Annotated in this window: 18 protein-coding genes and 3 pseudogenes; 15 read left to right on the top strand and 6 right to left on the bottom strand. The window is 47.9% G+C overall.

Translation table 11 applies throughout. The features are described from left to right. Positions 1–37 precede the first annotated feature (37 nt). From B1A75_RS11335 to tnpB, 3 genes are all read left to right on the top strand, one after another. Positions 38–829, top strand: coding sequence for a putative hydro-lyase (locus B1A75_RS11335; protein ID WP_011231588.1), 792 nt, complete (start codon positions 38–40; stop codon positions 827–829). Positions 830–1,067: 238 nt separating this feature from the next. Further along, positions 1,068–2,231, top strand: coding sequence for a tryptophan synthase subunit beta (gene trpB, locus B1A75_RS11330; protein ID WP_014196133.1), 1,164 nt, complete (start codon positions 1,068–1,070; stop codon positions 2,229–2,231). Positions 2,232–2,440: 209 nt separating this feature from the next. Then, positions 2,441–3,553: an IS200/IS605 family element RNA-guided endonuclease TnpB gene (gene tnpB, locus B1A75_RS11325; protein WP_011231586.1), complete on the top strand. Its 1,113-nt coding sequence runs from the start codon at positions 2,441–2,443 to the stop codon at positions 3,551–3,553. Between the two features lie 197 nt (positions 3,554–3,750). On the opposite strand, the gene B1A75_RS20780 is transcribed toward tnpB, so the two are convergent. From B1A75_RS20780 to ade, 3 genes are all read right to left on the bottom strand, one after another. Beyond that, positions 3,751–4,695: an exosporium glycoprotein BclB-related protein gene (locus tag B1A75_RS20780; protein ID WP_025039173.1), complete on the bottom strand. Its 945-nt coding sequence runs from the start codon at positions 4,693–4,695 to the stop codon at positions 3,751–3,753. Then, positions 4,685–5,839, bottom strand: a complete 1,155-nt coding sequence (locus B1A75_RS11315) for a tetratricopeptide repeat-containing glycosyltransferase family 2 protein (protein WP_014196131.1) — start codon at positions 5,837–5,839, stop codon at positions 4,685–4,687. Before B1A75_RS11315 ends, B1A75_RS20780 begins: the two co-directional genes overlap by 11 nt. A gap of 210 nt (positions 5,840–6,049) precedes the next feature. Beyond that, on the bottom strand, positions 6,050–7,783 hold the full coding sequence (ade, locus tag B1A75_RS11310) for an adenine deaminase (protein WP_079936205.1): 1,734 nt from the start codon (positions 7,781–7,783) through the stop codon (positions 6,050–6,052). A 194-nt stretch (positions 7,784–7,977) separates the two neighbouring features. Between ade and B1A75_RS11305 the strand changes: the two genes are divergently transcribed. The 10 genes and pseudogenes from B1A75_RS11305 to B1A75_RS20275 form a co-directional block, all read left to right on the top strand. Next, positions 7,978–8,607, top strand: a complete 630-nt coding sequence (locus B1A75_RS11305) for a YhbD family protein (protein ID WP_062898717.1) — start codon at positions 7,978–7,980, stop codon at positions 8,605–8,607. A gap of 3 nt (positions 8,608–8,610) precedes the next feature. Then, a pseudogene (locus B1A75_RS20645) lies at positions 8,611–8,694 on the top strand (bactofilin); the annotation flags it as partial. Positions 8,695–8,698: 4 nt separating this feature from the next. Next, positions 8,699–9,393 (top strand): annotated as a pseudogene (locus B1A75_RS11300) (UPF0236 family transposase-like protein); the annotation flags it as partial. A 296-nt stretch (positions 9,394–9,689) separates the two neighbouring features. Then, the gene (locus B1A75_RS11295; RefSeq protein WP_239691201.1) at positions 9,690–9,989 is read left to right on the top strand and encodes a hypothetical protein; all 300 of its coding nucleotides are present in this window, start codon (positions 9,690–9,692) and stop codon (positions 9,987–9,989) included. A 351-nt stretch (positions 9,990–10,340) separates the two neighbouring features. After that, positions 10,341–10,928 carry a sterol desaturase family protein gene (locus tag B1A75_RS11290; RefSeq protein ID WP_062898716.1) on the top strand — a complete coding sequence of 196 codons (588 nt, stop codon included), beginning with the start codon at positions 10,341–10,343 and terminating at the stop codon, positions 10,926–10,928. Positions 10,929–11,031: 103 nt separating this feature from the next. Then, complete coding sequence (locus tag B1A75_RS11285) at positions 11,032–11,418, top strand: 3-oxoacyl-[acyl-carrier-protein] synthase III C-terminal domain-containing protein (RefSeq protein ID WP_062898715.1); 387 nt, start codon at positions 11,032–11,034, stop codon at positions 11,416–11,418. Positions 11,419–11,959: 541 nt separating this feature from the next. Further along, positions 11,960–12,637: a LexA family protein gene (locus B1A75_RS11280; RefSeq protein ID WP_062898714.1), complete on the top strand. Its 678-nt coding sequence runs from the start codon at positions 11,960–11,962 to the stop codon at positions 12,635–12,637. A 261-nt stretch (positions 12,638–12,898) separates the two neighbouring features. After that, positions 12,899–14,980, top strand: a complete 2,082-nt coding sequence (locus B1A75_RS11275) for an efflux RND transporter permease subunit (RefSeq protein WP_139761727.1) — start codon at positions 12,899–12,901, stop codon at positions 14,978–14,980. Positions 14,981–15,023: 43 nt separating this feature from the next. Next, entirely contained in the window at positions 15,024–16,538 is a 1,515-nt protein-coding gene (locus B1A75_RS11270; RefSeq protein WP_062898713.1) for a hypothetical protein, read from the top strand. 175 nt (positions 16,539–16,713) lie between these two features. Continuing rightward, positions 16,714–16,950: pseudogene (locus tag B1A75_RS20275) on the top strand (hypothetical protein); the annotation flags it as partial. Here B1A75_RS20275 and B1A75_RS11260 read toward each other — a convergent pair. Continuing rightward, positions 16,887–17,072 carry a transposase family protein gene (locus B1A75_RS11260; protein WP_275651040.1) on the bottom strand — a complete coding sequence of 62 codons (186 nt, stop codon included), beginning with the start codon at positions 17,070–17,072 and terminating at the stop codon, positions 16,887–16,889. The pseudogene B1A75_RS20275 and the gene B1A75_RS11260 overlap by 64 nt on opposite strands. A 485-nt stretch (positions 17,073–17,557) precedes the next feature. On the opposite strand from B1A75_RS11260, the gene hxlA reads away from it, so the two are divergent. Together hxlA and hxlB are read left to right on the top strand one after the other, a co-directional pair. After that, positions 17,558–18,193: a 3-hexulose-6-phosphate synthase gene (gene hxlA, locus B1A75_RS11255; protein ID WP_015375155.1), complete on the top strand. Its 636-nt coding sequence runs from the start codon at positions 17,558–17,560 to the stop codon at positions 18,191–18,193. A gap of 3 nt (positions 18,194–18,196) precedes the next feature. Next, the gene (hxlB, locus tag B1A75_RS11250; RefSeq protein ID WP_062899103.1) at positions 18,197–18,754 is read left to right on the top strand and encodes a 6-phospho-3-hexuloisomerase; all 558 of its coding nucleotides are present in this window, start codon (positions 18,197–18,199) and stop codon (positions 18,752–18,754) included. A 528-nt stretch (positions 18,755–19,282) separates the two neighbouring features. On the opposite strand, the gene B1A75_RS11245 is transcribed toward hxlB, so the two are convergent. Beyond that, positions 19,283–20,326: a bis-aminopropyl spermidine synthase family protein gene (locus tag B1A75_RS11245; RefSeq protein ID WP_074043210.1), complete on the bottom strand. Its 1,044-nt coding sequence runs from the start codon at positions 20,324–20,326 to the stop codon at positions 19,283–19,285. A 287-nt stretch (positions 20,327–20,613) separates the two neighbouring features. Then, positions 20,614–21,285, bottom strand: coding sequence for a GNAT family N-acetyltransferase (locus tag B1A75_RS11240; protein WP_066234247.1), 672 nt, complete (start codon positions 21,283–21,285; stop codon positions 20,614–20,616). Positions 21,286–21,294: the final 9 nt, after the last annotated feature.

Genomic DNA, 21,294 nt, shown 5'->3' with positions numbered 1-21,294 from the left:
AGATCGTGATATTGAATAACCAAGGAGGGAGATTGCGATGACTTTCGCCGCACCAATGAGCTCCAAAGAAGCACGGCAAATGATTCGGAACAATGAATGGGTGAAACCGACAGCGGGTGTCGCAAACGGCTATACACAGGCTAATTTAGTTGTGCTGCCGAAGGAGTTGGCGTTTGAATTTCTTCTGTTTTGCCAGCGCAATCCGAAACCTTGTCCGGTATTAGATGTGACCGAGCCGGGATCATGGGAGCCAAGCATGGTGGCGCCAGGAGCAGATTTGCGTGTAGACTTGCCGAAATATAGGGTTTATCGAAATGGCGAACTGACAGAGGAGCGGACGGATATCATCGATCTTTGGGATAAGGACATGGTCGGCTTTCTGCTCGGGTGCAGCTTTACGTTTGAACATGCCCTGGTGAACAATGGCATCCCGGTTCGCCACATTCAAGAAAATTGCAATGTCCCGATGTATAAAACGAATATCCCGTGTGTAAAAGCGGGAAGATTTGAAGGGCCGATGGTTGTAAGCATGCGCCCGATTCCCCATAAGGATGTTGTCAGGGCGGTTCAAGTCACGAGCCGCTTCCCGTCTGTTCATGGTGCCCCTATTCATATTGGCGACCCGAAACTTATAGGGATTCATGATATTTATAAGCCTGATTTTGGGGATCCGGTCACCATCCGTGAGGGGGAAACCCCGGTATTTTGGGCCTGTGGGGTCACCCCTCAAGCGGTTGCTATGGAAGTAAAGCCGGATATCATGATTACGCATGCCCCAGGACATATGTTTATTACCGATCTGCGCGATGAGCAGCTTGGGGTTTTATAAGCCGAACTGCCTGCTCTGGTTGGTGAATATCCGAAGTAGGAAGCTGTGAGGGTGCGGCTGCACGATGGCTTTGCAGCAGCACCTGCTCACCCCACTAGCGGTGAATGCTTCGCGTATGGTTATGCGGTGGACCATTCCTTTTTTAATGTTTTGAAAAATAAAAATTATTGATTGACTTGCTTGCCAAAACGGTTTATGCTAATTTTATGACTTTCAGAAAGCAGAGGAGAGATGAGCCATGAGTGTAGTCCAGGAAACGAAAGGCTATTTCGGCGAATTCGGCGGCAGCTTCGTTCCGGATGAATTGCAGGAAGTGCTTGATTATTTGGAGGAGCAGTTTCTGAAATATAAAGATGACCCGGAATTCAATGAGGAGTTTCGAACCTATTTGCGGGAGTATGTCGGCCGTGAGAGTCCGCTGACGTTTGCGGCGCGGTTGACGGAGCGGCTCGGCGGGGCGAAGATTTATTTGAAACGTGAGGATTTAAACCATACCGGTTCGCATAAAATCAACAACGTGATTGGGCAAATTTTATTGGCGAAGCGGATGGGCGCGAAGCGGGTCATTGCGGAGACAGGCGCAGGCCAGCACGGGGTGGCGACCGCTACCGCATGCGCCATGTTTGGCATCGATTGTACCATTTATATGGGAGAAGAAGATACGAAGCGCCAGGCGCTCAATGTGTTCCGCATGGAGCTGTTAGGGGCGAAAGTCGTGTCGGTCTCGAAAGGTCAAGGACGATTGAAGGATGCCGTGGACGAGGCGCTGAACGATCTTGTGCAAAACTATAAGACTACATTTTACTTGCTTGGTTCGGCGGTTGGTCCGCATCCGTACCCGTCGATGGTGAAACATTTTCAGTCGGTTATTAGCGAAGAGAGCAAGCGGCAGATTGTAGAGAAGGAAGGACGTCTTCCGGATGCGGTAGTGGCCTGCGTCGGCGGGGGAAGCAACGCCATCGGGGCGTTCGCCCACTACTTGGATGAACCGAGCGTGCGGCTCATCGGTGTCGAGCCGGAGAAGGCAGCGACGCTAACGAAGGGCGTTCCGGCCGTGTTGCATGGATTCAAGTGTTTGGTGCTCCTTGATGAAAATGGAAACCCGCAGCCGACATACTCGATTGCCGCCGGGCTTGATTACCCGGGCATTGGTCCGGAACATAGCTACTTGAAAGTGTCCGGGCGGGCTGAGTATTATACGGTCACGAACGAAGAAGTGCTTGAGGCGTTTCAACTGCTGTCTAAAACAGAAGGAATCATCCCAGCTCTCGAGAGCGCCCATGCGGTGGCGTACGCTATCAAGCTTGCGCCGACGTTAAGCAAAGACCAAATCATCATTGTGAATTTGTCGGGGCGCGGGGATAAGGATGTTGAGCAAGTGTTTTCCATGTTGCAATCGTGAAGAAAGCAGGCGGTTGTTCACGACGGTGTTCGCGTGAAGCCGCCTGCTTATTTGTAATCATCTTCCGCCGAGAAAATCTCGCTTTTACCCGTAAATGTAAGTCGGGATGAATCCGGGCTTCCTTTGCGAATCTCCCTATTGCCCCCAATGGGCAAAAAGTATACAATGGATGTAAATAGAACAAACGTTCTTTTTGAGGAGGGAGGGCTATGCACAAAGCCTATCGCTTTCGGCTGTATCCCACCCGAACACAGGCAAAACTCCTCAACGAGACGATTGGGTGCTGCCGATTTGTGTACAATCACTTTTTGGCCGAGTGGAAGGAGACGTATGAAACCACGGGAAAAGGACTCGGCTACAACGAGTGTTCCAAACGATTGACAGCTTTGAAGAAAACCCTTCCATGGCTGAAAACCCCTGATTCAACCGCCTTGCAAAACGCACTGCAGCAGTTGGCCGAGGCGTTTGACCGGTTCTTCGAGGGAACGGCGAACGCTCCCCGCTTCAAAAGCAAAAAACACCCGAACCAATCGTACACCGCCCAGTGCAACTACCCAAAGAACGGACGCCCTACGATCGAAGTGGACGGCCATCGGTTGAAACTTCCCAAGCTCGGATGGGTGAAGTTCGCCAAAAGCCGCGAGGTGGAAGGCCGCATTCTCTCCGCCACGATTCGTCGAAATCGAGCGGGGAAGTATTTCGTCTCCATTCTCGTGGAAACGGATATTCCCCCATTGCCCCAAACCGACAAGAAAGTGGGCGTCGATTTGGGGTTGAAACAGATCGTAGTGCTTTCCACAGGCGAAACGATCGAACACCCCCGGTATTGGCGCCGGTATGAAGAAAAGCTCGCCTACTGGCAGCGGGTGATGGCTCGTCGAAAGCCAGGCGGTTCGAACTGGGAGAAAGCCCGTTTGAAAGTGGCCAAGCTTCATGAAAAAATCTCCAACTGCCGGAACGATTTCCTGCACAAACTGTCCACCCGCCTCATCCGCGAAAACCAAGTGGTGTGCGTGGAGGACTTGCGTGTTAGGAACATGCAAAAGAATCGCAAGCTGGCTAAATCCATTTCCGATTCCGCGTGGGGGAGTTTTCTTCGCATGCTCGAGTATAAAGCGACATGGTACGGGCGGACGGTGGTTCGTGTTGCGAGCACGTTTCCCTCGAGTCAATTGTGCTCGTGCTGCGGGCATCGGCACGTCGAGGTGAAATCGCTTGGCATTCGCGAGTGGGTGTGCCCCGCCTGCGGAGCCGAACATGACCGGGACCATAACGCTGCCCGGAATATTCTAAATGAAGGGCTTCGACTGCTGTCGTTGTAGGGCGGCTGAACCGTGGGACGCACGGGGATGGCTTGGCGGACATCCTGCCGCGGGGCGGGTGTTCCCAAGAATCTCCCACCTCGAAATGCGGGCGGGAGAGCGTTCAACTGAACGGAGAGGGATTATAAGGCCGCTTGTTTGCAGCGGCCTTAGTTGAGCGCTTCAATGAGCCGCAGCCTTGGTATCACAGTGAGGCGCTAACTAATCGCCACTCCTGCGCTCGCATATCCCGTGACGGAAGCGGCGATTGAAAGGCCGGAAGTGGTGATGAAAAACGCCATGAGCAGCCGGTCGCCAGTATTGACAGGCACGTTTAATCCTGTGATGATGCCGCTGGCGTTTTGGGCTAGGGAGATGGGAAAGGTGATTGATGGCGTTAATGTAATGAGCGTGCCTGGAATAGGCGAAAATACGTTGCTGGATGGAGAAGTGGCGATATACAATTGAGCGCGGATCGTAGCTGTTCCTAAAAGCGCTGTGCCTGTTGTAGCGGAAAAATTGGCTGCGACAGCAGTAATGATTCCTGAACGCGGGATGGTAAAGGAAAAATTCGATGTGCCGCCAAGGTTTATCGTTCCTCCCACTAAACTGATGCTTGAAGCAGCGTTTCCAAATCCGATCAAACTTGTGGTGTCGGCCAACCCGGCTATAGTGGCGGTCAAGACAACCGTTGTTCCTGAAGCGAATGGAATGATGGCTCCTGCTCCAGCCGGTCCCGTCGGCCCTGTGGGTCCTTGAGGTCCTGTGGGTCCAGTCGGCCCTGTAGGTCCTTGAGGTCCTGTGGGTCCGGTCGGCCCTGTAGGTCCTTGAGGTCCTGTGGGTCCTTGAGGTCCGATGGGTCCCGTGGGTCCTTGAGGTCCAGTCGGTCCTGTAGGCCCTGTGGGTCCTTGAGGTCCTGTGGGTCCGGTCGGTCCTGTAGGTCCTTGAGGTCCGATGGGTCCCGTGGGTCCTTGAGGTCCGATGGGTCCCGTGGGTCCTTGAGGTCCAGTCGGTCCTGTAGGCCCTGTGGGTCCCGTGGGTCCTGTTGGTCCGGTATAGATTTTTACAATCGGCGGCCATGTTCCGCATAAAGGGGAAAGACATTTTACTCGAATAGGACGTCGGTCAGACAAGCGGCATAACCTCCCTTCATCACGATTCATCGGTTTGGTGGAACGTGCTTTCGGCGGCGAGAATGGATTGCAGCAAACATTCGTTGTGCAAAACCGCGGGATGATGAGGAACGTATTGTTTGGCTTTTTCGTTATGTTGGTATGCTAACTCGTACTCGCCCATGTAAAAGTAACATACACAAAGCTGCAAGTGGGGAAGCCAAGTCCAGCAAGCATGATGAACAAATCCCCAGCTGTCGGAAGGCATTGTGAGTTGAGTGGCTAAATGGTACCAAAAGGCGGCAAGACGATATTGCTTGCGCTGAAGGAAGTAATAGCCCAGCCGGCAGCAGCATTCAGCCCGAGGGGTATCGTATTCGAACGATCGGAGCGCATATCGCAATGCCTGTTCTTCATCACCAAGCGCATCAAAACAATCCGCTACCTTTCCGCAGGCGGCGATGCAATCTTCCACCCACCCTTTTTTTGTCTGCAAAAACTGTTCATAATACTGAATGGCCCGCTCGTATTGTTGATGGTCGAACAGTTCGTTGGCAAAGTAAAACAGATCTCTTGGGGAAAATTCTTTTCCTTGTGCCAACTGTTTCTCATAGATTTGCAAATTTCGATCTGAAGCGCAGCGATTGGGTTGATGAATAATGGTAATATCGCTGTTGAGAATCGTTCCCCATACTTCTAGATATTCATGAACCATCCCATGCCATCGGAAGCCGTTGGATCGTTTGACGAGACGATTTCGGCGGACGCTCGAGATCGTCTTTCCATATTCATCTTGGGCAAGGCTGTAAATCATGGTGACGGAGTCGATGTCAGAAGAAAGGGTGCGCTTCAATGTGAGAAATTTGGTCTGCTCTTCTGCCGGCAAGATGTCGTCTGCGTCCAGCCAAAAAATATAGTCCATGGTGGCGTGGGAAAAGGAGAAGTTTCGCGCCGCCGAGAAATCATCGCTCCAAGGAAAGTCGATGACTCGTGCGGTGTAGGAGCGGGCGATTTCTTTCGTGCGATCCGTTGATCCTGTATCCACAATCACGATTTCGTCTACGAGATGTTGGACGCTGTCCAAACAGCGGGCAAGGACGTCTTCTTCATTTTTGACGATCATGCAAAGACTGATGGTGATCAATTTCCTTGCACCTTCCTTTCGGCCATGTTGCTGTTTCACTATATGCATCATGCGGGAACGTGCTTATGCCAATGCCGCATGGCGCTGTGAAAATCGAGGAAAAAGGGCGGAGTGAAGAAAATCCCTTCATCCCCGCAATCAATGGGGGATGAAGGGACTGATTTGCTTCGCGGTTGACCTTAGTTGTGAATGAGCGCCCTGCTGTAAGGCGGTGCTCCCGTAATCCTCTTGCTTTGAAACGCCAGCCTCAATCGGGAGGGGTTACACCGCTTCAACAGGAATAAATTCCCATTTATTTACATCAAATAATCCTTGGTCGGTCAGCTTGAGCTCTGGGATGACCGGCAAGGCGAGGAAGGACAATGTGATGAATGGGTTGAACGAGCCATTGGCGCCGATGGCTTTAAGGGCTTTGTCAATCTGCTTCAATCCGCTTAGCACCTCGGTATAGTCTTTTCTTGTCATTAGACCGCCGATCTCAAGCGGCAGGCTGGCAAGCACCGCTCCGTCTTTGATGACCGCCAAGCCGCCGTGCTGCTCGCGGAGCTGTTCGATGGCGGCGGCGAGGTCGCGATCGTTTGTTCCGGCGGCGATGATATGGTGTGAGTCGTGCGCGATCGAAGAAGCGATGGCGCCTGCCTTGAATCCGAAGCCGCGGACGATGCCAAGGCCGATGCCGAGGCCGCGATGGCGTTCGACGACAACAAGCTTCAGCAAATCCCGCTCGATCGACGGGCAGAAAGCCCCTTCCTGGACATCAACGTCCGTGATGAGGTGGTTCGTATGCAAATGGTTCGGGATGATCTCGATGACATGGGCTTTCGTTCCTCTTTTCATCGGGATGCGAAGATCGGTTTCGTCCACTGCTTGGCAACGGATGGAGTGAAGCAATGGCTGTTCAAGGCTTTCTGCCGATCGTTCGGCCGGAAACACCGTCTGTCCATGTTGGGCCACTAGTCTTCCCGCTTTGAAGACGTGGGTGATGTTCAATATTTCCAAATCGTCAACGAACAAAAAGTCGGCGTCATATCCTGGAGCGACAGCGCCTTTTGTCGGCAAACGGTAGCACTCGGCGGCGTTTAATGTGGCCATTTGGATCGAAAGAAGCGGGTCGAGCCCAGCGCGAATGGCAAGGCGCACGTTATGGTCGACGCTGCCTTCGAACCATAAGTCGTCGAGATGTTTATCGTCCGTGCAAAACAGAAAGCGGCGCGCGTTGTGCTCATGGACGGCAGGAAGAAGTTTTTCGAGGTCTTTGGCGACCGAGCCTTGGCGAATGAGCACGTACATGCCGCGGCGAATGCGTTCAAGCGCTTCGTCGGCGGTGACGCATTCATGGTCCGTATGGATGCGGGCGCTTCGGTAGACGTTGACGGCGTCGGCGTCAAGGCCCGCCAAATGGCCGTCGATCAGGCGGTTGGCGTTTGCCGCGAGCGCCAGTTTGTCGAGCATCGACGGGTGTTGTTCCCTTAATGACGGATAGTCCATCACTTCCGCCAATCCGAGAACGCGTTCATCGTTGAAAAACGGCGCTAGGTCCGCTGCGGTTAAGACGGCGCCGGCATGTTCAAACGAGGCGGCCGGCACGCACGATGGCAACATGATATACACATCGAGCGGCGTCTGTTTCGCATCATCGAGCATAAACTGGATGCCGCGGATGCCGGCGACGTTCGCGATTTCGTGTGGATCGGCGATCACCGTGGTGACCCCATGCGGGAGAACGACGCGGGCGAATTCGCTCGGGGGCACCATCGATGATTCAATATGCACATGTCCGTCAATCAGTCCAGGACAAATATAGCGGCCTTCGGCGTCAATCGTTTCTTTGCCTTCATAGCGGCCAATGCCGACGATCATCCCCTCAGCAATGGCGAGATCCCCTTCGATGACTTCGTGCGTAAACACGTTGACGATTTTCCCGTTTTTGATGACGAGATCGGCTTTCGTTTGTTTTGCGGCGGCGGCGATTTTCTTCTGTAATGTCGAATGCATGCGGCTCATTCTCCTCTCTTCATGATGTGAATCGCGATGCCAGTGGAAATTGGCTTCATTGTACTGAGCTAGACGGCAAGTTGTCAACCGCTTTGGTTCGTTTTTTGACATATGTATGGCACTGCTGTTTTCACACTCTTTATAACGTAACAATGTTATGTTACATTGGTGGTGGTGAAGGAGGTGAGCGGCTCATGGAACAAGAATTGATTTCGAAAAAAGAACTGCTCGAGCTGACTGGCATTTCGTACGGCCAGCTGTATCGATGGAAGCGGAAAAAGCTCATTCCGGAAGAATGGTTTATTCGCAAATCGACATTCACAGGGCAAGAGACGTTTTTCCCGAAAGAAAAAATCTTGGCGCGCATTGAGAAAATCAAAGAGCTGAAAGATGAGCTGTCGCTTGATGAGTTGGCGGGCATGCTTTCTCCCAATCCAGCGGCTGTGATGTTGACGAAAGAGGAAGTGTTGGAACGTCACATTGTTTCGGAGATGGTGGTGCAACGTTATAGCGAGTGGAAAGAAAACAAACAGGTCTTTTCGTTCACCGATCTTCTTCCTCTGTACGTGCTCGATCAGCTTCTGCGCTCGGGCGATCTGAGTTGGGAAGAAGGAAAAAGCGTCCTGAACGTTTTCGAAACGCATTACCCGAAACTTCAAGGGAAAAGCTGCGAGCTGGCGATCATTCGCAAGATGGGAGTGACTGTGTGTTTGCTTGTGGCGGGCGGAGGCGACATGTATGTGGAGCCGGAGGCGAAGCTCGTTGCGCGGCTGCACGTGCCGGCGTGCATCGAGGAGTTAAAACTGAAAATTTTGGAGGGATGACAAATGGAGGGCCGAGATTTGGTCATTGCTGGAACGGGGCATGCGTCCGGAGGGCTGTACAACTTGGTGAAACTTTCTGGGAATGGAATGACGGGACCTTTTAGTCATCAACGGCGACGCGGCATCGTGGATCACGGCATGCCGGGAACACTTTAGAAAGCGGGCCTGCTTCCAGCTGGATCGGTTTCATGTCGCGCGGGAGCTGCGCCAGTGTCTGGCGGGCCATCCGCGTTGGCGGGAGGTGCGGAAGAAGTTGGCGAAACAAGACGAACAAGGGCTTTTGATGGAGCTGAACAGCGCCGCGCCGTCGGCACGTTGGAGGACGAAGCGAAGGAGCAGCAGCTTTTCGCTCTGATCCGCCGGATCGAGTCGATGCCGGGATGCATTCGGGACTACCGGAAGTGGCTGGCGGAGCAAGGAGTGGACACGGCGGGAATGCGTCCGATGGGCCACGCGGAGAGCGTGATGAGCCGGTTCGCGCACCGGGTGAAATCCCGCCGCAGCTGGAAAGACCAAGGACTTCGAGCGTTTTGGAAAGCGATGGCGGCTCGGATCGATGGGATTTCGTTGAGGAAACGGCGTCCGGAGGAAGAGACGGCGTCGACCGCCGCGTCGACATCAACGAAGGCAGAGCGGATCGAACAGGCCAAACGGAAGGTGGGGCGGTTGTATCCGGACGTGGTGCGTCAGAACATGCCGTATCTTCAGCAGTCGTCGGGGACGCCGATCCATCAAGCGTTGTCGGCGCTTCGGGATTTTGGTTTATGTAAAAAAATGGAATGTTGATTCACCACCTCAAGATGAGGGATGAGCGTCCGAAAGCACTTACGATATAAATTCATGAAAATGGTTCAATGCCCTATGATTAACAATGATCCTAGTGAACCGAAAAAAAGTTCTCCACAAAGTCTTGACTGACTCATGCGGCATTTTCGAGTTGACAAAAGTTTTTATTGGTCTTATAGTTAATAACGTAATGATTATTTTTTGGGTTTTTTGGGTGATGGGGGGATGTTGTTAACTGAACGTCGAAAGCAATTTCTTTAGAAGTTGATCGGATCGACTTATACCAAAAAACAAATGTGCCTGTTCATTATGAAACATTTGCGAAAAGCACTAGTGTCAGCAAATGGACGGAATACGACAGGCTGAAAGAACTTGAAAAACTTGGCTATCTCACCCGCGATTACGCTGTGAATCCTAGCGAGACAGGACGTTCCCAAATCGTTTTTCTGCCAACAGCAAAAGCTGCGAGCTTGTTTGAACAAAAACGTTCTGAAGTGTTCAATCTGGAAGAGCGGCATAAAACAAAAGAGAAAATACATGAATTTCTAAACAGTTTAAAGAATTGCAGCCTCAGCGACACCATTCAAAAAGTCTAAGAGATTACGAAAGTGCAAATTCGGATGATGTTATTAGGTTTCTGCTTGTTTATCTCCGCAAGTTGGACATCGGCCGGTATCTGAATGAAATCAGTGGCTGACCTTTCGGAACATGTGGAGGATATGCTTTCCGGTTGTTGGGAAGAGGAGTACAATTATTGTCCAAGGTTATTCTTTGGTTATTTTTTTGGTTTTTTGTGTATTGTTTCATGGGATTATTAAAACGCGATTCCGTTATGTTGTGCAACATCTAACAAAATCTTCTGTGATCATGGAAGTTGGCGGCTTTTTTGTCTTTGGTTTTTTGGTCTTTTTGGTAAAGGATGTCGTTATGGGGGAGTGAGCTTTAAAATGATGCGGTATTACCGGGAGTTTCTTTCCAACTCAATGATTCAGTTCGTGCTTTTTGTGGGAACGGTCAGTTCCATCCTAACTATTGTGGAATTTGATGGGGTAAAGACGATCCTTGCTTTACTGGCTGGTGCAGTTTTTTATGCTGTCGTCGAATATTTGGTGCACCGTTACCTTCTGCACCAGTTTCCCAACGCTATTCCCGTTTTGTACCAGAAACATGTCGAACACCATCAGTACCCTACGGCACTCAGATATTTATTCAGTCCGATGTGGTATGACCTGATCGTTTACGTCGTTTATTTTGTTGTATTATGGGCAGTGTTCCGGAATCTTTCCTTGGTTATGGCCTTCATAGCTGGCACTTCGCTCTATCAATTGTATTATCAATGGATGCATTACATTGCACACCGTCCGATTACCCCTGTAACACCATGGGGGAAGTGGATGAAGAAAAAACACCTTTTGCATCATTATATGGATGAACAGTCCTGGTACGGTGTATCCCATCCCGTCATGGATTACCTGATGGGAACTCACAATCCTAAATCTTCCAAAACCAACGGATACATGGATGGTGGAAAGTGAAAAAACAACTCAATGATCAAGAAACCTATTTGTAACAGAGTAGAAAACGTGGTGTCAGCATGAATAAATCCTTAGTGAAAAAACAGAGAAAGAAGGGTTTCGCATGAAGCATCAAGCTCATGTTGCTATTGCGGGAGCGGGTTTTTATGTACCTCCACGCGTGGTTACCAATAACGATTTGAGCCAGCGGTTGGAGACGGACGATGAGTGGATTGTTCAACGAACAGGAATCCGCCAGCGCTATCGCGTGGAGGAGTCAGTGACAACCACAGAGATGATTGAAAGCGCGGCGAAAAAGGGAGGATATCCTTTCGAAAAGTTTTTTCTGAACGTGGATCGTTACGGAAACACCTCTGCCGCTTCCATTCCAATTGCTCTGACGGAATCGCTCCAACAAAAAGCTGTCCGGGAGTGGGATCTGGTAGCGATGATTGGTTTCGGAGGTGGCTTGACGTGGGGAATTCACGTGCTGTCCGTGTATGCGCGGTAATTCCCCTAGTCTTTTCCACAGACAAATAGGCGGAGTGTACACCTTACGCGAACGGAACTTTGAAGTTCTGAGAGAGTCATTCTCGGGCGCATGAAAAAAGTAGAGTAGTGCAATGTTAGGTAATTCCACAATGCCGTGGTCTTTATTTTTATCAGACAAAAAATACGATAAAATTTTGATAAAATTCAGATGAATGAAGCGTAATTTATCTTACCTCTGTGTCGTGCTTTGCGGCATGGGGTGATGGAGATGGGTGGAATTTAATCCGGTCGCTTTTACAAAGGAGCTGGTTCGCACGTGCTCTTGATAGGTGTATTCGAAAACAATTTTTACAATACAAGAGGGCACATGGAAATGGTTATGTATAATTGGTTACAGCCAGGAGTGACCGTTGTGCCTATCGGGTTGTGGTGTACCAATCGAAATTACCTAATTTTTGGTAAATTTTATTAACATACACTTTCAAGTTGACAAAAGTTTTCATTGGTCTTATAGTTGATAACGTAGTGTTTATTTTTGGGTTTTTTGGGTGGTGAAAACGATGTTGTTAACTGAACGTCGGAAGCAATTTCTCCAGAAGTTGATCGACTTATATCAAAAAGCAAACGTTCCTGTCCATTATGAAACATTAGCGAAAGCGCTTGGTGTCAGCAAATGGACGGCATATGACATGCTGAAAGAACTTGAAAAACTTGGCTATCTCACCCGCGATTACGCGGTGAATCCCGGCGAAACAGGACGTTCCCAAATCGTTTTTCTGCCGACGGCAAAAGCGATGAGTTTGTTTGAACAGAAACGCTCTGAAGCAATCAATCTGGAAGAGTGGCATAAAACAAAGGCGAAAATACTTGAGTTTCTAAACAGCTTAAAAAATTGCAGTCTCAGCGCCGCCGTCCGAAAGGTTTTAGAGGAGATTCCGAAAGTGCAGATTCGTGTTGCCTTCTGTGCGTACATCATCGGTCTTTTTCTTGTTTATCTTCGCAAGCTGGGCGGGAAAACTGAGGTATTGATTAAGAACCTCGTTCAGAACGCCCCAACTAATGAAATGCAGATGACCGTGTTTGTTGGAACCGTCCTTGGCGGCATTATTCAAACGGTGAATCACGAAATTGGCGTGGAAGTGACTGAATTGGTTGGACGGTATCTGAAATCGATCGCCGACCTTTCCCATTTTGAAAAGGAAATGCTTTCCGATTTTCTCCATGAAGCATTAGCATGATTGTGGTCAACGGTTAAAACCTTGGCCATTTATTTGTTTGAGTTTTTGTGTTTTTTGTGTTATTTGTGTTTTTTTGGGAATAGGTTGAGTAAAGAGAAGAACGCAACCTCATAAACAAAATGAGGGGAGGTGGTAACATGATGAACGATTTTCTTGAATTCTTAAAGAAAATCCTTGAAGCATTTCAAAATATTTAATGGCTGGTTGATCATTGACGTTACTTAAGTAACGGCCCATAAATTGCTTTGGCAGGTGATTGATGTGCTTGAATTATTTGGTAGATTTGTGGTGAAAAACAGAATTGCTATCATTGTTTTATCATTGATACTTGTGATTCCTGCATTGTCCGGAATAGTCAAAACGCAAATCAATTATGATATTTTTGCTTACTTGCCGGAAAAGCTTCCTTCGGTGCAAGGGCAAAATATTATGAACAAAGTGTTTGGGTTCGGTGGAACAGGCATCCTGATGGTAAAAAATCAAACAGATGTTGAAGTAGAAAATTTAAAACAAAAACTGGAGCAAGTGGATGGTGTTGAAACAGTCAATTGGATCACCGACATTGCTGATTTTGCAGTGCCTCGCGAGTTTCTTCCAGAGGAATTGGTGGATCAGTTTTATTCTGGAAACAGCACTATCATGCAAATTCAATTTGAAGAGGAGGCGGCATCAGAAAAAACTCATTATGCTGTACAAGAAATCAAAAACATTCTTGGGCCGAATACTTATTTTGCGGGAACTCCTCCAATGTTGTCGGAGCTGCGTCAGTTGCTTGAAAGTGAGAAGTTTGTCTATGCAGTGTCCGCAATTGGGTTTATTCTGTTGCTTGTGGGATTAACGCTCCCATCGCTTTTCATTCCGTTCCTTATCCTGTTCTCAATTGGGGTCTCTATTATTTACAACTTGGGATTGGCTTACTATTTAAATGGTTCAATGTCGTATGTTACCGCTGCGATTGCGGGAGCTTTGCAGCTCGGAGTTACGATGGATTTTTCTATTTTCTTAGTGCATCGTTATGAAGAAGAACGAAAGATGAAAGAAAAGAACGAGGCCATGATCGCGGCCATCAAGCACACAGCGATGGCCATTTTAACCAGCTCGGCAACGGCAGTAGCCGGTTTTCTTGCGATGGTCACCATGTCGCTTGGACTTGGGGAAGACTTAGGGATGACGATGGCGCGAGGGATCATTCTTAGTGTGTTGATGATTTTGACATTGTTGCCGTCGTTCATTCTGGTGTTTGACAAGTGGATTCGCGAATATCAGCACCGCGTGATAATCCCTAATTTTCATCTGTTAGCCAAATTTGTGACCAATCGCCACAAACTTGTTTTTGTAGTGTTCCTGCTTTTGTTTATCCCTGCTTTCATCGGTTTTAAAAATGTGCATATCGTGTATGATTTGGAGCAACTTATGCCGAAGACGCTGCCTTCGATCCAAAATCTTGACGAAATCAAAAAAGAATTTACGTCGACTGATTCGGCTTTTTTAGTCATGGATAGCAAGATTTCTGATCAGGAACGTCTCAAAATCAAGCAGCAGATTGAAGAAATAGAAGGAATCAAGAAAGTAATTGGGTATGACACCTTTGCAGATCCTGCGATTCCTTCAGAATTTGTTCCCGAAAACTTAAAAAACATGTTTATCAAGGATCAATACAATTACATGTTGGTACAGATGGAATATGGATCGTATGATGAACGCACGACACAGGCCATTCAACAAATCAACAAATTAACCGAGCCATATGAAGGGCATATGTACCTGACTGGTCAAGCTGTTTTGCAAAACGATCTGACTACCACGGTGCGGGACGACATGAAAAAAGTAGATTTGATTTCGGTTGTCGCTGTATTTTTGATTATTGCGCTTGCCTTCCGATCCGTGGCGTTGCCGGTTGTATTAGTTGGCGGAATTGAATTGGCGATTTTGTTCAACCAAGGACTCGATTTCTATCTTGGCCGTTCCATGCCATTTATCGGCACATTCGCCATTGGCGCTATCCAGCTCGGCAGCACGATCAACTATGCGATTTTGCTTGTCACACGCTATAAGGAAGAGTTGATGAATTATCCGAAAGAGGAAGCGATGTATCGAGCCATCACAGCAAGTGGAGAAGCGATCTTGAGCAGTGCGCTTGCCTTGTTTGCCGCTGTCATCGGGATTTGGCTGTTTTCCGACATCACGTTGCTCAGAGATTTAACCTTTATGATTGCGCGAGGAGCGATTATTTCTCTTGCCGTCATCTTATTCCTGCTTCCGGCAGTGTTGCTCACATTAGAAAGTTTTATATCCAAAACGACATTTGGCTGGCCTAAAAGCCAAATCCATGAAAGAAGATGAGACGCTTTCAGAATTATCTTAATAAAAGGAGAGGAGAAGCATAATGAATGCGGTAAAAGCCACAATCCCCGTTTTGACTGCTGCCACCCTTTTATTATCATCGGCAACCGGTACTTATGCAGCGGCTCCCGATCAAGTCGTTGATCGAGAAACGGTTTATACCCTTCTTAATTCCGATGGGACTGTGAAAAAATCGATCGTTGTGGATTGGCTGTATTTTAAAGGAAATGGAAATGTCACCGTGACAGATTACGGACAATTACAGCATATTCGCAATATAAGCGGATTGGAAAAACCAGTGGTGCAAAACGGACAAATCATTTGGGATGCGGAAGTGAAAGGAGAACGGTCGATTTATTATTCCGGTGAAACCAGCCAGCCTCTTCCGGTGGACGTCTCGATCAACTATTATCTGAATGGGAAAAAAGTGGATGCTCCCTCATTGGCCGGAAAAAATGGCACAGTAAAAATCGAGATAACGTTGAAGAATCGGCTGAAACAAAAGAAAAACATTTCCTATTCCGGCTATAAGGGAGCCCGTCATTCAGTAGAAAAAGAGCTGTACACCCCGATTTTATCGCTTGTTTCGCTTAACATTTCGACTGAACATTTCACGGATATGAAACTCGGTGATGCAATGACGGTTATGTCTGGGAAAACGATGAGCGCGACTTGGATGGTTGTGCCCAATCCAGAAGAGACCATCACCCTTGAAATGAAAGGAACAGACATTGAGCTTGAACCAATCACAATTACTTTGATTCCGAAGCTTCCTCCAGTATCAGAAGTACCGGTCAAAGAACAATTGGAAAAACTGACAGATGGCATTCAGCAAATCTCTTCTGCACTAGATCAACTAGGAGATGGCGCAAATCAACTTGCCGCTGGCAATCGTCAAGTAAAAAACGGTTTAAACCAACTTTCTGAAGGACTGGGGCAGTTGAACCAAGTGAATCAAGCCCATGAGGGACTTGTGAAACAGTCGCTGGAAACAAACCGGCAGCTTCTGGCACTGGCTCAAAATCTGGCTGCTGAGAAACCGCAGGATGCGAATTTGCAGGCTCTCGTGCAGGGACTAAAAGGCCAGCAACAAATGCTGAAGATGCTAGCCGAAGGGGGGAATTTGCAGGGAAAGCCATTTCCAGGCCTCGATAAGATGGAGGAAGGTTTAAAAGGCTCCAAAGCTGGAGCTGACAAGTTAGCGGCTGCGGCGGGCCAACTGGAAAAAGGTTCGTTGCAATTAAAAACTGGTATAGAAAAGTTATCCGGCGGAACGGCGGAAATGAAAAATGGGCTGATTGCCGGATTAAATAAATTGTATGAAGGAGAAGCTATTTTACATCAATCAAAAACAGCGGCGGAACAATACGATACATTTCTTGGCAAACCAAAAGGTGCGAAAGGGGAAGTCCGTTTTATTTTAAAAACAGATCCGATCGAGCCGGTGAAGGTGAAAGACTCAGCCGGACAAAAGCCAGACACGGGCAGCGAGGAAGAGAACATTTCTTTCTTCGAAAAAGTAAAAAAATGGTTGAGTGATTTATTCCTGAATCCGTGACAAAACATCTTTACAATCCTCGCGAACCGTTGATACGCTAAGGATGAACAAGGTTGATGAGTCTTCACTAAGCAGGTGAAATCATGAAAGACTTCCCGATTCGTTTGGTATTGACGGATGAACCCATCATTCCCAGTGCCGGTTTGGTCCTGGTCGGCTATTTGCTTCATCAAACGAAACTATTTTGAGCGATCCGCGCCATCCCTTACATCATCACGTGAAACGCTACTGGATCAAAACGATCATCCAGACAGTGATCACCATGGCGGGACGGCTCATCCGAAGCGCCCGCCGGTTCTGGATGAAGCTCACCCGAAGGAATGGATACAGCGAGCCGGTCTGGTATGTCTACAACCTCACACAGATCACTGTAGGACTCGATTCAGGCAAAAGCACAGGCGCGTGTTGGTAAAACCATCGTTCCACGGTGGTATAAGCTATGCATAACCATTGTGTCACTTCTTGAATGCTTTTCCCAATGCACAACCACGCCACCCATTGCTGAAAGGATTCGGTGGCAATGCTATTGAACACTGTTTTTTTTCGCGCGACCAACAAATAAAATCCGGCGTTTTCGGAGGGTGTCCCAAAAGTAACGGGACACCCTTTCTGATCACCATATATACGCGCGAAACACCCTTACAAAACTATATATTGTATCTTGCATGAAGAAAGACAATCTTTTGGGTCAGCCCCCTTTTTACATATGGTTTGACAAAGAAACAGTTCTTCAGTTAATGCCACAAGCAATGGATAGCATATTGCTTTTCTTATTTTTGGGCCATTTCAAAATAAAATTTGTCTGGAAATGGAGAGCCCCTCTTTCCAGGTTGCATTCAAAAGTAAAAGAGTATAAATAATAACCAATAGTATATTTTTTAATACTATGTAAAAATAAAGTGCGTACTTTTAAAGATAAAACATACATAGTATACTCATCAGTGTGTAAGAGATAAACACATAAAAATACTACTGCTTATGCAACCTACAATAAAATTTTTATGAGAGGTGAAGGATTCATGGAATTACAATTAGCATTGGATCTCGTAAACATTCCAGAAGCGAAACAATTAGTAAAAGAAGTCGAGGAGTATGTGGATATTGTAGAAATCGGCACTCCAGTTATCATTAATGAAGGTCTTAGAGCCGTAAAAGAAATCAAACAAGAATTTCCTCACTTAAAAGTATTGGCAGACTTAAAAATCATGGATGCAGCCGCATATGAAGTCATGAAAGCGTCCGAAGCTGGAGCCGACATTATCACGATACTTGGAGTTGCTGAAGATTTGTCCATCAAAGGTGCTGTGGAAGAAGCTAAAAAACAAGGCAAAAAAATATTGGTGGACATGATCGGGGTTAAAAATTTAGAAGAACGGGCGAAAGAAGTAGATGGGTTTGGAGTCGACTATATTTGCGTACACACAGGTTATGATCTTCAAGCAGTCGGCAAAAACTCTCTTGAAGACCTTGCTACAATCAAACGTGTCGTGAAAAACGCAAAAACTGCGATCGCAGGCGGCATTAAATTAAACACATTGCCTGAAGTCATTAAAGCAAAACCTGATCTTATCATCGTAGGCGGCGGTATTACTGGTCAAGAAGATAAACGAGCTGTAGCCGCTGAAATGAAAAAAATGATCCAACAAGGTGAATGAATGATGCAGGCTACGCAATATTTAGGCAAAATCATCAAAGAGTTAAATGGGACAGCCGATTTAATCGCCGCGGAAGAAGCGGAAAAATTGGTAAATGGGATTCTCGAAGCAAAGAAAATTTTTGTAGCTGGCGCAGGCAGATCTGGATTTATGTCCAAATCTTTTGCGATGCGAATGATGCACATGGGGTTAGACGCCTATGTAGTAGGCGAAACCATCACCCCTAACCTAGAACAAGACGACATTTTGATCATTGGATCGGGTTCAGGGGAAACGAGAAGTTTAGTTTCCATGGCTGAAAAAGCGAAAAGTTTAGGGGCTACCGTAGCGTTAGTGACCATTTTCCCTGAATCGACCATTGGACAATTGGCTGATATTACGGTCAAATTGCCTGGCTCGCCTAAAGACCAGTCAGATAATGGATACAAAACGATACAGCCAATGGGATCGCTTTTTGAGCAAACCCTTTTACTATTCTATGATGCCATCATATTAAGATGCATGGAGAAAAAGGGATTGGACTCCAATACCATGTTTAAAAGACATGCCAATCTGGAATAGAGTAAAGGGATTCTTGCGCAGACATCTTTAACCATTCAAAATTTTAAACTATTTAAACGAAATTTTCAACTTGATCACGGGGGAAAGGAGAAAAGACCGCAAAGCTTTCTTTAAGAAACGCTTTGCGGTCTTTTTTTGATCGGGAGATTGGATTCTTGTGATCGATCCATGATAGTCCTCCAACAGTTTGAACATTATCATTCTCTTCGTACACATCAGTCGCTCTCCCACTATCAGCATTCCCTCGATTATCATTACAAATCAAATCGGTTATAGTTGGAACGTGGCGTTTGCCAAGACTTGTTTCAAAATCGGATGACCACTCCTTTAATGGTTGCAAACGGCGTCAAAAACTTTAAAAAGTCTGTTGCCTGCCATAATCCATCGGTAAAATCCTGCTGTGGTAATAAATGTGATTCAGCAAACTTTGAAGAACGCAACTCCGCATGCGGGTGTCAGGAAACGGCGTACAAACGTCCGCCCTCGGCGGCGGGAATACCCGTTACCGAGGGCGAGCAGTCTTTATCGCTATTCTTTGACGCAGAACTCTTCGTCGTAGTAGAAGTCCTGCCCAAACTCCACCCGCCCGAAAAAGAGGGGCCGAGGCTCCTCGACCATCTCTAAGCGATAGACGGTGCTGACGTAGAAGGGGATATCGGGTTCTTTGACCGGCACCGGTGCCATGCGCGCCCAGTCTAGGAACACAATATCCTCTAACTGATAGTCTTGGAAGGCGCTCAGCATGTCAGTGATGGCAAAGCCTATGTCAAGGATGCCCTGCTGGATCTGCCGCCATTTCCGCCAAGAGGCCTCCAAGTAAGAGAGTCCAAAATAGCCCGCGGCACCGGGCCCACGCACCCCCTCTGTGCAGCGGCTTAAAAAAAGCAGGAGGCCCTTGACGGTGTCGACCGGGTCCGTGAAGAACACATCAAACTGGCCACGGAGATGGGACGGCAATTCATCCCGCACGTCGTAGACCTCGGCGTGGACGTGGTCCCAACCTTGGTCCTGAGCCACATCGCGGATAAAGCGGACAATGCGCTCATCCACATCCAGGACACAGATGCGCCGCGGCAGCCCCGAGAGCGCGGCCGCAATGCTTGTAAGGTCATCATCGCCCAGTAGCAAAATGTCTCGTCCCATCAGATCTCCCTGTTGGGCCATCAGGGCCAGCCGCCGCACGGTTGTCTCGGGCGTCACATACCCTTGGTCAAAGTCGGGTGTCGCCTTGGGTCGCATGGCTACAATATCTTGAAAAGCAGCAAGGACGCTGTCAAAAGGCGGTCTCAGAACAATGCCGCGCCCCGCGCAAGCCTCACAGCGCTGTTCGGTCACCCGTTCTAGGCCCATAGTTTCTGCCTGACGACGCCCTTTCTCAGTGATCACAAAGCGGTCGCCGTTGTAGGCCGCCAGCTCGCCCTCCAAGAGCGACTGCAGCGCCTTCAGCACTTGGTGCGTCTGGGCTTTCCCTGCCCGCATCAGTTCCCAGTAGGATTTGGGACCAAAGTAAAGCGCACGAAGCAGAAGCGTGTCGATCCGACGACTTTCCGCAGCAATGCCGACTTTCGACATGGGTATCACTCCTTTCGCCCTAAAAGAGTAAAGACCATTCCACTCCGGCACCCCTTCGTTTTCATCGAAAGGAGCGACATGAAACATAGATAGCAGCGGTTCAAACGTTTTTTTGGAACGCCTGTCTTCCTAGTGTGAGGCCTAACAATCATCCGAAAAATAAAGCATCCTTCACCTTTCAGGTATCGAAATAGCATTTTTGCTGCTTTCGATAGGGAAACGATAAAGGACGCGCTGAAGTTGGAAGAATTTTTTAGAGTTCATAAGCATTGTGTTTTTATTAAGGTTTAAATCGGTAATAGCGGTATGGTATTTTTCGCCTCTAGTTTTTCCATCATTTCATACCAATCCCTTGGTTTGTTCGATAAGACAGAATAATAACGTTTCAAAAACTTCACAACAAGATCCGCTGGAAGTTCATTCACGCTATCGTCCATCGGAAGGAAACAAAGATCAAGCCCGGTTACGGCTTCTCCATCATTGTTCCATGATGGATGGACATAAGGGAAGTCAAGCCGCTTATATCCCAAATGAGATAATACCTCACGACGAACATATGGATCCATCGGCTTAATCCCACCAAATTCATAATGCTCCATCCGGTAAGGATCATAAATCTCGGCGAACATGCCATACAACTGCTTTCCATTTGCAGCGGCCCAATTTTGCAAATCCTCCAGTCGCTTTTTAGCTAAAAATCGACCGATCCCCAGACCTGCTTGGCCGATAATGGTAAAATCTGTCATAGCGACATTTAAATCTTCATAATAGCGGTACTCAGTCGCGCCTACTACCTCTCCTTCGTGAACAGCAACGCACACACGAATTCCCGGATCTTCCAGAGGCTCTTTCCACAAATCAAATGCTAATACTTCTTCCGGAGGAAATACATTTTGCATCAATTGATGCATTTTCTTAAACAAAGGGTCTTCAATGCTCGTAATTCTGCGATACTCCATCTTCATCAT

This window comes from Geobacillus sp. LEMMY01 (assembly GCF_002042905.1).
GTDB lineage: Bacteria > Bacillota > Bacilli > Bacillales > Anoxybacillaceae > Geobacillus > Geobacillus proteiniphilus.
This window is presented reverse-complemented; position numbering and strand designations above follow the sequence as displayed.